The sequence below is a fragment of the Streptomyces lavendulae subsp. lavendulae genome (assembly GCF_002803845.1).
GTDB classification, from domain to species: Bacteria; Actinomycetota; Actinomycetes; order Streptomycetales; family Streptomycetaceae; genus Streptomyces; species Streptomyces lavendulae.
This window is the reverse complement of the sequence record NZ_CP024985.1, coordinates 8,459,393-8,473,208: the sequence shown is the minus strand read 5'-3', so window position 1 is coordinate 8,473,208 and position 13,816 is coordinate 8,459,393. Positions and strand designations below refer to the sequence as shown.

Genomic DNA, 13,816 nt, shown 5'->3' with positions numbered 1-13,816 from the left:
CCGTCGGCTCTCCAGGTCGTGGCACCACATGGGGGGTAAATGGACATCAGCAGCTTCATATCCGAGGACTTCGGCTCGGTCGTGGCTGGGGGAGCGGCCTTGCTGGCGGTTCCCGGCGTCATCGTCGCGGGAGCCATTCAGGGCAAGCGGGCATTGCAGGGGGCGCAGGCGCAGGCCGAGGCCGCCCTGCGGGCCGCACATGAGCAGGCTGCGAAAGCACTTGAGGCCGCGCAGGCCCAAGCCCAGGCGACGCTTGAGACCGGGCGGCTCCAGGCACAGGCCACTTTGGAGGGAGTCCGGGAGATGTCCCGCGAAGCTCACGCCCAGTGGCAGCGCGACCGGTGCGAGGATATCTGGGCCGCGTTCGTCGCGGAGCTTGACCTGCTGAAGGCGAAGGAACAGGCAACGAGCCACGAGTCGGAGGTGGCCGACTTGTTGAAGGCCTACGCCATGGTGGAGCTGATGAGTCCGCCCGTCGTCTTGGAGCAAGCGAGCCGAGCGAGGAACAAGGCAATCGAAGTCGACCTCATGCTGTTCACCCTGCGTATGCAGGCCAGGGACATGGAGCAGCTGGAACTTGCCAAGCAGCGGCTGAGGTCGGACGTGACACAGGGGTCGGGCATCGCCGATACCCGTGGGCTACTGGCTGAGCTTGTACCCGGGCCGGACGGGGACGACATGGTCGATTCGCCGGGATCACCCGAAGAGTACGAGGACATGCGGGAGCGCTTCGAGAGATGCAGAGCAGCCAGTGATGCCCTCGAAGCCTTGGCGGCGGTCGAGCGTGCGCAGGGTGTCCAGGATGCCGGAGAACGGGCGCGTCAAACCCTTCTTGCTGCCGGGTTCAGGGAAACGCAGGCCAGCTCGCTCGTGTTCACCGCGCAGCTCGACCGGGACGAGCAGCAGCAGATCCTGGCTGCCGACAAGAGGGAGCTGACCCGGCTGCGCAACGTCTTCGTGAAGGAGGCCCGCAAGGAGCTGGACGCCCTCGGCGCATAGACCAGCACGCCCCCTCCTTTCACAACGGTGCGGGACGGTCAACGGTGGAGGCCACGGGGACCCGATACGGGTGGGTCGTCTCACCCTGGCTCCCCGGCGTGGTGCGTGGCCGGCACCACTGCGGCCATCGCTGCCCGCCGTGCTGCTCGGTGCTGCGCCAGGGGACCGGCCCCGAGATGCCGGCTCGCCGAGGGCGACGTCCGAACTGACCAATCCTCCGTTTCCACAGTGAGCGCAGAGACACCCTTCGGAACTCGCGCTGGTATCCGAGACGAAAGCGCGGCGGTCGCGGCGGCGCGAAGCGGACACACGCTGGAAAGCTTGAGGTTCGCTGCAACGCGAACAACCCATTCGTACGACACGGCCCGCGAAAGGATGCAAGTTCGTGGCTGCAGCAACAGCCGGGGCAAGTCGATCCGCTACTCTGCTGGGGCGGCAGCCCACGCCTGCCAGAATTCCGCCCGGATCAGCTCCCACGCCCCGGACACGGACAAGGGTCCCGGACTCGCGTTCAGTCGTTCAAGCCGTTGCCGGCCTTACTGCGGCATGGGCGTGGGCATGCGGCGTGAGGAAGACCATGACGCAGGACAAGAAGCGCAAGGCGGCCGCGCGTGCGATGCAGCAGGCGGCCGGTGTGCGGTACACGACGGCTCAGCGACTGGAGGCTGCCTCCAGGAACGCGAGCGGACACTCCGACAGGGATGAAACAACCATGCCCGCGGGCTTGGTCGCGGGACTCAACGCGAGCGCCTACGAAGCCGTCCGAGACCTGACCGATGCCTTGGAGTACAGCCAAAAACGGCAATCCCTTCAACGTCCCGCGGATGGTCCTCTACCGCTTGGGCGACGCCATCGACACCCTGTCCCAGATCACCCGGGTGGTCACGCAGGTCTACCGCGAGAACGGACGCGCCGAGCACGACCTCAACTCCTATCGCCAGCCGCTCCAGGAGCGCTCCCGTACAGACAGCCTCGACGACAGCGACCACCACTACCTCGCGGGACTCCTGGGACGTCCTCTTCCTGCGGACAACGGGTCGGCGACCGGGCTCTACGACTGGGGTCGTTCGGAGGCCGAGCACCCGGACCTCCCCGAGGTGGTCAACACCCGGGCGTGCCTGTACGCACTTCGCGCGAGCGGCTCGGAGGAACCTGAGACGGTCTTCGCCTCACTCAACGAACCCACCCGTGCCGTGGCACGAGCTGTGGCACAACATCTGCTGCCCCCATGCGACGATGACCTGCCCTAACGTCCACGCGGACGTCGGCAGGGGGGCCGGTGAGGGCGGCTACCTCGACCCTGCCGAGGCGGAGGAAGCAGGCGCGTTTCTGCAGTGAATCCCACCGCCCGCACGAGTGAGTTGTCCGCCGAGGGCCTGTCGGAGCGGGGGTCTGTACCGCTAGACCGCCTGTTCAGGGGAGGGTTTGTAGACGACGGTGGTGGGGCAGTCCGGGGCGAGCCACAGGAGTGCCCGGCCTGCCGCTCGGCCCCGCCGGGCGGGCGGCCGCACCCACAGGCCGCGCGTGCGTAGCCGGGACCTTCGTCCTCGGGGTGGTTGGGCGGCCCGGTGCTACTGCCACCAGAGCGCTCTGGTCACCGGGCCTCGCCCGCGCACGCCCTGTCGACGCGGACTGAACCGACCATAACCACACCCGGCCACCACCCGGCATCACAAGCACTGCGTTCGGCATCCCGCGTGACAAGCGGAGGCGAGAGTTGACGCCCGCCGCTGACACCGGCCACTCCCCCGCCGCAGCTCTCCATCTTCTCGCATCCCCGTACCGTCCACCGGCAAAGAGTCCGGATGCCGCAGCGGACGAGCCCCCGGCCGTCAGCCGGTCGAAAGTACGCCGGAGCCATGGCCCACCAGCGCGGAACCAGGCGGATCGCCAGCACCGCCCGTCTGCTCCCGGGCAGGCGGGCGGTGCTGGCATGCCCCCGCAGCCCACCGCGCAAGGGGCGCCCGCCGGCTGCAGCCACGCCGGAGTCCGCTGCATCGCGCCCCTGATCACGCCCTCCCCTCCGTCCGAGAGCAGGCGGACAGTATCGGCTTCCAGATCCGGCCAATGAAAGGGCAGAGCATGTCACCCTGCGGAGTCGTGAAGTGGTTCGACCCTGACCGGGGTACCGGTCTCATCAGCCAGGACGGGACCGGACCGGACATCCGGGCCGAAGCCCGGGCCATCCACGGAAAGGGCCCCTGTCTGCGACCCGGCGACAGAGTCCTCTTCGACCTCACCCACGACAGCGCCGGCCTGCGTGCCGACAACATCCACCGTCCGGAGGATGCCCTCAGCCAGGACGGACCAGGGCAACAGACGGACAGACGCGGCAATAGCCGGCTCTAGGCAGTGTCTGATGGCTCTTGCCTGGGATGGTGGATCTATCACTGTTCTGGGCAGGGGTCTGGCATGGTGCGTCGGCATGAACTGACGAATGCTCAGTGGGAGCGCATAGCTCCGCTGCTGCCGGAGACCGGGAACCCAGGTGGGCGGTGGGCTGATCACCGTACCGTGGTCAACGGTGTGTTCTACCGGACGCGGACAGGGATTCCGTGGCGTGACCTGCCTGAACGCTACGGAACCTGGCAGACGGTCTACGAACGCCACCGCCGGTGGTCGGCCGACGGCACCTGGTCGAAGATCCTGCGCGCTCTGCAGGCCAGCGCCGACTCCACCGCCCAGGACGCGGACGGCTCGTGGGCAGTCAACGCCGACTCCACCACCTGCCGGGCCCACCAGCACGCAGCCGGAGCCCGGCACGCTCCTCCGGCCGACCATCCTGAAAAGGGGGTGGCGCGCGTGTGGACGGAGATGGCCGTGAGGCCCTGGGACGCTCCCGGGGCGGGCTGACCAGCAAGGTCCACCTGCTGACGGATGACCGCTGCCGGCCCCTGGCCTGGCTGACCTCGCCCGGTCAGCGTGGGGACAGCCCGATGTTCATCCCGCTCATGCAGGCCCTGAACGTGGCCCGCACCGGGCCAGGACGTCCGCGGACCCGGCCGGACCGGGCCCGCGGCGACAAGGCCTACTCAAGCCGCGCCAACCGCGTCTACCTGCGCAAACGCGGGATCAAAGCAACCATCGCCCAGCCGGACGACCAGCGTGCGAACCGCCGCCGCCTTGGTCGGGCCGGCGGCCGCCCACCGGCCTTCGACCGTGAGCAGTACCGCCGGCGCAACACCGTCGAACGCTGCATCAGCAAGCTGAAACAGCACCGGGCCGTCGCGACTCGGTACGACAAACGCGACTACATCTTCCACGGCACCCTGGCCACCGCAGCCATCGTGATCTGGCTCCGCGACCTCACCAAAGAGCCATCAGACACTGCCTAGCCACGGCCACCTCGGGCTCCATGGGGCGTGCAGGATTCCGTCGGCCTACGGATATGCCGTCGAGCCGATCAATGGCCGAACCTCGCTGCTGTGCCGGGGCAGGTCAGTAGCGCTTGACCAGAACCGAGTTGGAGACCTTGCGTGCACCGTTCGGGAGTTTCAGGAGCGATCCGTCCGGGTTCCGGTTGTCGCTCAGCTGTCGGTAGGAAAAGTCGTCCGTGAGAACGACGTAGATCGTGCGGGCAGAACCGGGCACGGCCTGGGACAGGTGGACATCGAAGGTGTACGGGCCGGGCCGCCCCAGATCATCCTTGTGATAGTAGTTCGTGTGCGGCACGGGCTTGCCAACGCCGTCGATCTGCACTATCCAGCTCAGATGCAATCCGGCCCCGAGGGTGCAGTTGACTTCAGCGGTGAGGGACCCGTCCGATGCGACCGTCAGCTGCTTGGGCTCGACGGTCACATCCAGTCCCGGCTTGCCGCCGCAAGCGGGCAGGACCTGTCCCGGGCCGGCACCGCCGGAGGAAGGACCTGCCTGTGATGCCGAAGGGGCGGGTTTCGGATCGTCGCGGTCGTCCTTGCCGCTGAACACGCCAGACCACAGTCCCAGACACCCCACGATGATCGAGCCCGCCACAGTGAGGATCGCGGCCCTCATGGTCACAGGCTCACCAACTGCCGATCCAGCTCATACAGCCCCCTCGATCCCCCGGCACCGAAGCCCTCGCCTACCGCAGCGACTTCGGCGCACCCCCGCCACAGGCGGGACGATTTCTCTCCCCCTGAAGACGATAACAACTTTCTGTAATCGAGTAGATACAAGAATGTACTGGTCGGGGTCCAGAGCAGCACCCCTTTCGCCGCCCGCCCCTCCGCGAGCCCGCCGTACAGCAGCCCCCTGGACCGCAGCACCGAGATCCGCGAGTCCTGGGGCCCAGCCGAGGCGGACACCTCTCCCTTCGCAGTTCTGTCCAGCAGCCCGGCTTCAGCCGGTCGCGCAGGCCCTGCTCGCCTTCGGGGCCGCGGGCGACGTCGGCCATGCGGGCCGCGAACAGGGGCCAGGCCCGGGTACTGACCAACAAGGGCCGTCTCCCGCTCAGGGCCGATCCAGTCCTGCGCACTGGTCACCAGCCGGCTGTTCGTCGCCGCGCCGACGCCTAGCTGTTGAAGGGCGGCAGGCCGGTCGGACAGGTCCAGATCGTTGGGAACGCTCAACCTCTCGGTCAGCCGGCTCCCACATCGCGCGGGCGTCCGCCCGCCACCGTCCCCGGGGCCGGCCCCGGGGACGGGGCCGGATCAGGAACGGGAGCAGGAGCAGGACCAGAGGCGGCTTCTGGTGCGGCAGGCGCCGCGTACGGATCGGGATTCGGGGCGAGGGCGGACCGCGCGGCGGGCACCACGGCCGCGGGTCCGGCCTCTGGCACGGCGACGCCCGGCCCGGCAAGGAGGAAGGCGACGGCCTGGTCGACACCGACACAGCCGGGGAGCCCGGGGCCCTTCATTCCAAAATGGAGGCACTGGACAATGCCGTACAGGGTCCGGCGGTCACCGGGGACGGCGCAGCGGCGGCACGCGAGACCGTGTCCGAGGTACTCCCCCATCCGCTCACGTCCGGTCACCCGGGCACACGACGTCAGCATGCACAGGCACATCGTCCCAGACGCCCGAACCAGCACCCATCCACCTGACCAAAGAGATAGGGGCCCCCCCCGGGGGCCTTCGTCTTGCCCCAGGGGGTCTGCAGCCCCGTGTCGGTGACGCTGGGTCATCACTCCGGTGGCTGGTGAGGTTGCGGGTGCGGGAATCGGAAGTGAAGTTCTCGGTGAGAGAGCCGATCCGTGCCTCTCGTCTTCCGACTGATCCAGGAGCTTTCATGGAGCGATCGAGGCGATATGAGGGTCCGCGCTGGGCTCGTTCGGCACTCCGTTTGGCTGTGGCGGGCGTCGGGGTCGCTGCCGCGATCACGATGGTGGCTGCGGGGCCGGCCGCGCATGCGACGCCCGCCGGGGGTGCCGTGCCGCAAGTGGCTCCAAAGGCCGGGGAAACCCCGGCTCTGGACTGCTTCCACGTCGAAATCGGCAGCAACGCGACCTTTTTCGCGGTCCGGCCCCTGCTCGACGTGGTCGGGGTCGCCGGGCTCGAACTGCGGGAGCAGGGGAGTACCACCTGGACGCGGATGCGCGAGACGTGGGGCGACGTCTTCCGGCTTGACAGCAACCGTCCACTGCGGGCCCCGTTCAGTCTGCGCTTGACGAACGAACTCGGTGTGACCACCACCTACATCAACATCATCCCCGCGAACTGGACGCCCGAACAGTCCTACTGCGGCACCGGCACCTGACACACAGCCGTAGTGCGAGGGAGCGGCCGGCGTCTGGGTGCGCGGATCGCGCCCGGCTGGTCGTTTTGCCCCTCGTCCGCCAAGGCAGTCCCGGACTAGGGCGGCCAACTGGCCGGGGGCAAGCTGGCCGCGATTGCCCGGCCGGAAGTCGCAGCTGGGGCAGCGCTCGGCCATCTCCCGGACTCGGCCCGTAGAGGGATCCGCCACGGACCAGTGGTAGCCCGGCCCGACCGCGGGACAGCGCAGCGCGCCGTCAGAAGCCTTGGCAGAGCGCGCCCACCCCGCCCCCGCCCCCTTGGACCTTGGGGGCTGCCGGGCTGCCGCAGTCACCCCTGATGCGTGTCCGCAGTGTCCGGTTCAGTTGAGCTTGAGCAGGTTCAAGAGGCATGACCCGCGCCTTCTGCAGCCCCTTGCCCAGCGACCGACCCAGTCGCGAGCGCGCAGCAGAAACGTCCACCCACGCTGACTGGGGCGTGTCGGTCCGCGGGGAGAGCCGTTGTCATGGTGTGAGCGAATGCGACGACCTCGACGACGGGGAATGGGCCGTGATCCGCGCGCTGTTGCCGCGCTGCGGGCCGGGCGGGCCGGATTACCGGGCCGTCGTCAACGGCATCCTGTGGCAGCAGCGAGGCGGCCGGCGCTGGCACGACCTGCCCGCCCGCTACGGGCCCTGGCACCGCTGCGCCGAACGTCTGCGCCTGTGGCAGACGGACGGCACCTGGCACAACGTCCTCACCTCTCTCGCCGCCAGCCGCCCGCTCCCCCGCCGCACGGAGCAGACCCGCGACACGCCGAAATCTTCCCTCGCGCGGGAGGAGATCGACGACTGGAACAGCCCCTGGCTGCCATGACCGCCACCGTGATCAGGCCGCCGTTGGCTCTTCTCGCCGTGTCTGCGGTCAGCGCCGGCCCACCCTCACCACGTCCTCGTCGCGCTCCACCAGATGCCGCGGGCGCTCACCCTCGCGGCCCCGCCCGCACCGCACAGCCGCTCACGCAGCCGTATCAGGTGGGAAAGGCCCGCCACTTCCTTGAACCGGTCGAGAAGAAGGCCAATACGGCGGTCATCGCCCGCCCGCACGGCGACAGCAATGGCGTCGACAAGCTCATCGGGGTCCTCAGGCATGCGGAGAGTCTTCACCGATGCCAACCGATCCATCCCTGTCGCGACCAACAGACACCCGGCGCGCCCATGCAGGATGGCCCCCAGCGCACATCTTCCCCGCTATAGAGCCGCCCCATGGGGATTGCACCCACGCCACTCTAAAACGGCCCCGCACGCCCACAGAGCCAGCGGGCCGGTCTAGCAGGTGCCGTCGGCCGTGGCTGCGTGACGGCGACGTGTGACGGCGGCCGGTGCCCGGCCGACAGCACCCTAAAGGGGAAGAAGCCGACGCGGCGCCCTGCCCATCCCACCCGATCCGGCGTTCACGCACACGCCCGACCCGCCCCACGCCTCCCACAACCACCCGCACAGACCCCGATACCGCCCCCGGCGGGCCGGCACAGTGAGTGCAGAACCGCAGACCTGCCAAAACGGGGACACCAAAGCGTCCGGGCGCTGAATCAAAGGAAGGCCCGCTCCCCCGTTCAGCCGAGTGAGCCAGCAGGCATTCGGATGCGGGTACACACGTGCGGGCGATCCGGAGGAGCGCGGACAGGCGCACCCCGCATCGGGCGGTGTACGGCCGCCGGAGCAGCGAGGGCTCTGCCGGATCCTCGCCAGGTGCACCGAGCCGGACCACCCCGGCGCGTCGGAGGTGACCAACCTCGCCACCGCCGACTCGGTCGAGGAAGCCGCGGTGAAGGTGCGCCGACCGACACCGGCGCCGCGCCATGGACGGTGGTGATCAGCAGCGACACGCGGCGCGGCTGGCTGGAGGCGATCCGCAGCCTCAGTGGCACATCGACTACGACGGGAAGGACGAAGCGGTGGTGGGCCGCCCCGACCCCCTCATCGTTGGCGCCGCAGGACGCCTGCGCAAGTCATAGCTCGTCAGGAGCGGTCCGGCGGTGCCGTAAGGTGGGGTTCACCGACGCGGGGTGGAGCAGCTCGGTAGCTCGCTGGGCTCATAACCCAGAGGTCGCAGGTTCAAATCCTGTCCCCGCTACTGAAATGAGAAGGCCCCGGATCCTCAAGGATCCGGGGCCTTCTGCCTTGTCCGCCGTGGGTTGGATCAGCCGACACGGTGGAAGGTGAATGAGCGGAAGAAACCGCCGTCATCCGCCCATTCCACGTGGAGGGTGTTGCCCTGGGATTGCGTGACAAGGCGGGTGGGGGTCTGGGTGCAAAAGCGCTGTGGTTCGGACGACGTGACCGTCTCGGGGCTGAAGGTCAGAGCGTCGCCGATGGAAGCAAGTACGGAGAAGCCTTCGCAATGGTGGGCGTCGCCGTCCCAGACGAATTCGGCCCGGGCGTGGCCGGGTGTTCCTTGGTTGATTGTCATGCGCACGGATGAGGTGGTGTCGTTTCCGTCCTGGGCGCGCCATGTTCCGATGAAGGGGGCGGGGATCGTCTGGTTTTGTGGCGCGGTGCGGTGGAGGGTGGCTGTGGTTCCTTCTGATTTCCAGGTGAGGTCGGTGTCTCCTTGGCGTCGGAGGGTGATGTCTGCGTTGGTGGTGCAGAGATGGCTGGGGATTCCTGAGGTCGGGTTTGTTGTGAGGACGAGCAGTGTGCCGGCCGAGATGAGGGTTCCTTTTGACTGGCAGAGGGAGCTGGCGGTCGACGTCAGGATGTCCGCGGTCTCTGCGCCCACCGCGCCCTTGCGGATCTCGATGCGGCGCAAGGTAGGGGCTTTGTCTCCGGGCTTGGTGAATTCGCCTTGCCATGTGCCCAGGTAGTCGTCGGGGACCGCCGTCACACTGGTCTCAGTCGAGCGGGTCGGGTTCGGGGGCGAAGTTGGGTCGATCAGGTCCGGGCTCGGGGACGGCGTGGGCGATGCCGGAGGTGAAGGGCTCAATGTCGGGGGCGGCAGGGAAGCCGCAGGGGCCGGTGTGGGCCGGTTCGCCTGTTCCAGGGGGGGGTGCTGCCCGTTTCGCACGAGGGTGACGGCGGCCACCGCTGAGAGGGAGGCGGCGAGCGTCACGGCAACGGCCATCATGACGATCTGGCGTCGGCGGCGCGACCGGTCAGAGGGTGGCGAGACCGCGGTGGGGCTGCGGGGCGGGGAGGTGAGGGCCAGAGCTCCGCGGGGGGTGTTCTGTACAGCTGTCGGCTCGATGGCGTGCACACCCGCTGCCCGGGCGCTGAGTAGCCGGGCTGCGGCGTACTGCTCAACCAGTGCGGCGCGGGAGACGATCAGGATGGCGGAGGCTTCGCGTGAGGCTGCCGTGTAGGGCACAGGAAGATGTTCATCGTTACCGCTCCGGCCGGCGTCGTCGGCACGGGATGCGGCATCTGCTGCGCCGGATGGGTCGTCGTGTGCGGTGGCTTCGTCACGCACGCGGCGTACAGCGTCTTGGACCAGGCGGACTTGGTCCAGTCGGTGGTGTGCTTCACGTAGATCAGTGGCTGCCTGATCGGCGGCGGAAGCCAGTCCAGCCGCGTCGGCGCCCGGTGCCGTGCCGTGTTGTGAGGGCATCTGGAGGCCGGCGATGACGCCGAGGAGGATGTGGACCAGGCGCTCCGCGTCCTGCAGAGCCGCAGTTGCCTGCGCTGCCGCCTGTGCCGCCGTCACTCCCTCCATGGCGGTGTTCGGCTCGTCAGGGCCAAGAGGCTGCTGTGCGGTGGTTGCCTGCTCGTGGAGGCGCTGGGCCAGCGCCCATCTCGCGGCGCGCGCTCGCTCATCTCGCACCAGGTCATGCACGAGGCGTTTGAGCAGGTGCAGGTGGATCGTCTTGGTCCCGGAGCGGTACTCGCCCCAGCTCGTCTTGCTGATCTTGTACCGCTCCGCGAGCTCGCGGACCGTGAAGTCCTGGGTCAGATCTCGCAGGAACACCGCGAGCTCGTTGGCTTCATCGGTTTCCCCCTTGGGCCCGCCCTGTGGACGGCCGGCCTTCACCACAGCGGCACTCCCCCGGTTGGTTGTCCGCGTTGTCCGCTCTTCCGTGTCGCCTGAACTGCGTTAACGGACAACATCTATTGATGGACAATCAGACCAGGTCGGACCGTGGGGCTCCAGCACTTCCCAGACAAATTCCCTGGAGCGTCTCCTGTGGCCCACCTCCTTTCCCGTAACCGAACGAAGCCCGGACCCGGCACGCCACCGGCGCGCCTGCGGCGCATCGGTGTCCTGCTCGCCGGCGCGATCACGGCCGGCCTGCTCTCGGCCGCCCCCGCCTCCGCGGACCCCGCCCCGGCCGCCCCCATCACCCTGGTGTCGGTGACGGCGACCGCTGACGACCAGCTGTACGCGCTCGCCGCCGACCACACTGCCGTCTACCGCTGGAACGGAAAGGGCACCGACTGGACCAAGGTCGGCGGACCCGCCCAAGACCTCTACGTCGGCGGAGCGGGACTCTTCGCCACCAGCCTCGGCAGCGGAGCACTGAACAAGTACAACGGGCAGCCCGGCGACTGGTCTCAGATCGGCGGGGCGGGCGCCGACTTCGCCGTCACCGGCGACCACCTCTACGGCCTGAACCCCGACCGCAGCGCCGTCTACGAATGGAACGGCACCGGCACCGACTGGACCAGGATCGGCGGACCCGCCCAAGACCTCGAAGCCGGCGGAGCAGGGCTCTTCGCCACCAGCCCCGACGGCAAGCTGCACAAGTACAACGGGCAGCCGGACACCTGGAGCGAGATCGGCGGGGCGGGCGCCGACTTCGCCGTCACCAGCGACCACCTCTACGGCCTGAACCCCGACCGCACCGCCGTCTACGAATGGAACGGGAAGGGCACCGACTGGACCAAAGTCGGCGGACCCGCCCAAGATCTCCACGCCGGCGGAGCAGGGCTCTTCGCCACCAGCCCCGACGACAAACTCCACAAATACGACAGGCGGGCCGATACCTGGACCGAGATCGGAAACGCGGGCAAGGCGTTCGCCGTCGGCAGCACTCGCCTCTACGGTCTCGCATCCGATGGCAACAGCGTCCACCGATGGAGCGGCCAGGGCGCGGACTGGACGGCCCTCGGCGCGCCATCGGCCCCCGGCGCGCCGGTGCCTCAAGCGGCGGACCCCAGCCCGGAGCCGCAGTCTGCGCCGCCGGGAATGGGGTCAGAAGCGCAGGACGGAGCAGAGGCTGAATCCGTGCCGGAAGCGGGATCTCCAAGCTCCGTACGGGGGGCTCTATCTGACATCGCCGGTCCTGAACTGTCCGTGACAGCCAAGGGCGATCTCTACGCGCTCGCGCCTGATCACGGCAGCGTATGGAAGCACGAGGGTGACAACCACTGGACGAAGATCGGCGGACCCGCAGAGTCCGTGCACGCAGGGCGGCTCGGAGTCTTCGCTCGCCATCCTGATACCGGCGCCATCTATCGCTACGACGGCGAAATCGGCCGTTGGAGTCAGATCGGAGACGCCTCCGCCGATCTCGAGGTTACGGGTGATCACCTCTATCGCCTGTCCTCCGACCGCTCGGCGGTCTTCGAATGGAGCGGTCAAGGCACCGACTGGACGAAGATCGGCGGACCCGCCGATCAGCTGTACGCCGGCGGCGCCGGTCTGTTCGCCACCCGCCCCGACACCGGCCACCTCTACCAGTACAACGGCACACCCGACCACTGGACCGAGATCGGCACCCCCGGCGCCGCCTTCGCCGTCAGCGACGAACACCTCTACGGCCTGTCCCCCGACCGCTCGGCGGTCTTCGAATGGAGCGGTCAAGGCACCGACTGGACGAAGATCGGCGGACCCGCCGATCAGCTGTACGCCGGCGGAGCCGGTCTGTTCGCCACCCGCCCCGACACCGGCCACCTCTACCAGTACAACGGCACACCCGACCACTGGACCGAGATCGGCACCCCCGGCGCCGCCTTCGCCGTCAGCGGCGAACACCTCTACGGCCTGTCCCCCGACCGCTCGGCGGTCTTCGAACGGACCAGCGGAGACAACTGGCAGTACCGGGGCGGCCCGTCCGAGGCCCTGCAGGCGGTGAGGGACGAGGACACCCTGCGGGAGTTGCGCGGTGACGACTATGTTCGGCAATACCGTCAGGCCAGCATCCTGGCCGACACGAAGCTCATGGAATGGCTCGCGCAGAACGGGGCGGGAATCCTCCTCGAACTCCTCGGCGTCAAGGACATCGAAAAGTGCCTCAGCGCACCCGGAAAGGAAAAAATAAAGCCGTGCCTGCTGGCGGCCGCCAACTTCAGCACCGTCATCACTGCCGTTCGCAAGGCGGACAAGGTGCAAGACGCCATCAAGACGGTGGCCGTAGGTCTTCCCAGGTTTCGCAGCGAGGTCGTCGCCGCCCGCAACGTCGTGGTCCAGGCGCGTGAAATCTTGGACCGGAACGCGAAGGACCTGGCTGACGATTTCACGGTGAACAAGCCCGACCGGGCTGACTGCCGGCGAAACGGCGCAGGCTGGCTCGACCTCGGTACGCGCGACGTCGCACACGGATCCCGCGCCACGGCCATGAACGCCTGCCTCGACACGGCCTACCTGACGGCCCACGCGCAGCGGGGCAGCCCGACGACGGCAGCGGTCAGGCCTCCGGGCTACAACTGGGCAACGGCCACTGCCGGCTACCTTCGCATAAAGGACATTCCCCAGCGCATCAACAATTGCCACCTGCTCGGCAAGCAGCTCACCGGCAGTGGCGAAGATCTGGACAATCTAGTCACCTGCAGCCGAGCCGCCAATGCCCAGGTCAAGGGCGACGAAGGATTCGCCAACGACATGAAGGCCCTGGAAGGCGAGGTCAAGAAAGCCGTGGACGCCGGGCAGGTCGTGCGCTACCAGGTGACCCCCGTCTATTCGGGCCCCCGTACCGTCCCCGTGAAGCTGGAGATCTCCGCAGTCGGCATGTACCCGGACGGCCGCCCAGGCGGCGTTCTCATCAAGCGGGCCGTCGAGAACAAGCTCTTTCAACCGCAGACCCAGAAATGGCACAACCTCGGTCTGTGGGTCATGAACGGCAAAGCAGTCCCCACCGGCAACACGCCCTGAACTCAACCGGCCCCACCTTCCGCTTGCTGCTCATCGAGGACCTCCTGCGCGCGATGAACTCCAGCTTCAGCGGCGGGTCC

General features: G+C 68.3%; 10 protein-coding genes, 1 tRNA gene and 1 pseudogene. 9 read left to right on the top strand and 3 right to left on the bottom strand.

Features of this window, described 5'->3' with window-relative positions; genetic code table 11:
• Window positions 1-39: 39 nt before the first annotated feature.
• The 4 genes from SLAV_RS38440 (at window position 40) to SLAV_RS38425 (ending at window position 4,334) form a co-directional block, all read left to right on the top strand.
• The gene (locus tag SLAV_RS38440; RefSeq protein ID WP_030241633.1) at window positions 40-999 is read left to right on the top strand and encodes a hypothetical protein; all 960 of its coding nucleotides are present in this window, start codon (window positions 40-42) and stop codon (window positions 997-999) included.
• 776 nt (window positions 1,000-1,775) lie between these two features.
• Window positions 1,776-2,249, top strand: coding sequence for a hypothetical protein (locus SLAV_RS38435; RefSeq protein ID WP_158741016.1), 474 nt, complete (start codon window positions 1,776-1,778; stop codon window positions 2,247-2,249).
• 817 nt (window positions 2,250-3,066) lie between these two features.
• A complete protein-coding gene (locus tag SLAV_RS43775; RefSeq protein WP_360003373.1) occupies window positions 3,067-3,348 on the top strand; it encodes a cold-shock protein in 282 nt (93 codons plus the stop codon).
• Between the two features lie 63 nt (window positions 3,349-3,411).
• Window positions 3,412-4,334, top strand: a protein-coding gene (locus tag SLAV_RS38425; RefSeq protein ID WP_425276219.1) for an IS5 family transposase whose coding sequence is annotated in 2 segments (ribosomal slippage) — window positions 3,412-3,787 and window positions 3,787-4,334 — 924 coding nt in all. Because the reading frame shifts where the segments join, the coding sequence is not laid out codon by codon here.
• 103 nt (window positions 4,335-4,437) lie between these two features.
• Here the strand turns inward: SLAV_RS38425 and SLAV_RS41375 are convergent.
• Window positions 4,438-4,992 carry a hypothetical protein gene (locus SLAV_RS41375; protein ID WP_158741061.1) on the bottom strand — a complete coding sequence of 185 codons (555 nt, stop codon included), beginning with the start codon at window positions 4,990-4,992 and terminating at the stop codon, window positions 4,438-4,440.
• A 1,275-nt stretch (window positions 4,993-6,267) separates the two neighbouring features.
• Here SLAV_RS41375 and SLAV_RS38410 point away from each other — a divergent pair.
• Window positions 6,268-6,675 (top strand): expansin C-terminal domain-related protein, encoded by a 408-nt coding sequence (locus tag SLAV_RS38410; protein WP_158741063.1) that lies wholly within the window; start codon window positions 6,268-6,270, stop codon window positions 6,673-6,675.
• Between the two features lie 506 nt (window positions 6,676-7,181).
• Window positions 7,182-7,526, top strand: a complete 345-nt coding sequence (locus tag SLAV_RS38405; RefSeq protein ID WP_159038052.1) for a transposase — start codon at window positions 7,182-7,184, stop codon at window positions 7,524-7,526.
• 65 nt (window positions 7,527-7,591) lie between these two features.
• Here the strand turns inward: SLAV_RS38405 and SLAV_RS38400 are convergent, their stop codons facing one another.
• The gene (locus SLAV_RS38400) at window positions 7,592-7,801 is read right to left on the bottom strand and encodes a hypothetical protein (RefSeq protein WP_100661219.1); all 210 of its coding nucleotides are present in this window, start codon (window positions 7,799-7,801) and stop codon (window positions 7,592-7,594) included.
• A gap of 690 nt (window positions 7,802-8,491) precedes the next feature.
• Between SLAV_RS38400 and SLAV_RS43770 the strand changes: the two are divergent.
• A pseudogene (locus tag SLAV_RS43770) lies at window positions 8,492-8,655 on the top strand (polyphosphate kinase 2); the annotation flags it as partial.
• 57 nt (window positions 8,656-8,712) lie between these two features.
• A tRNA-Met gene (locus SLAV_RS38390) sits at window positions 8,713-8,786 on the top strand.
• 66 nt (window positions 8,787-8,852) lie between these two features.
• Here SLAV_RS38390 and SLAV_RS41370 read toward each other — a convergent pair.
• Window positions 8,853-10,679, bottom strand: a complete 1,827-nt coding sequence (locus SLAV_RS41370) for a hypothetical protein (protein WP_158741067.1) — start codon at window positions 10,677-10,679, stop codon at window positions 8,853-8,855.
• A 150-nt stretch (window positions 10,680-10,829) separates the two neighbouring features.
• On the opposite strand from SLAV_RS41370, the gene SLAV_RS38365 reads away from it, so the two are divergent.
• Window positions 10,830-13,736 (top strand): DNA/RNA non-specific endonuclease, encoded by a 2,907-nt coding sequence (locus SLAV_RS38365; RefSeq protein WP_100660740.1) that lies wholly within the window; start codon window positions 10,830-10,832, stop codon window positions 13,734-13,736.
• Window positions 13,737-13,816: the final 80 nt, after the last annotated feature.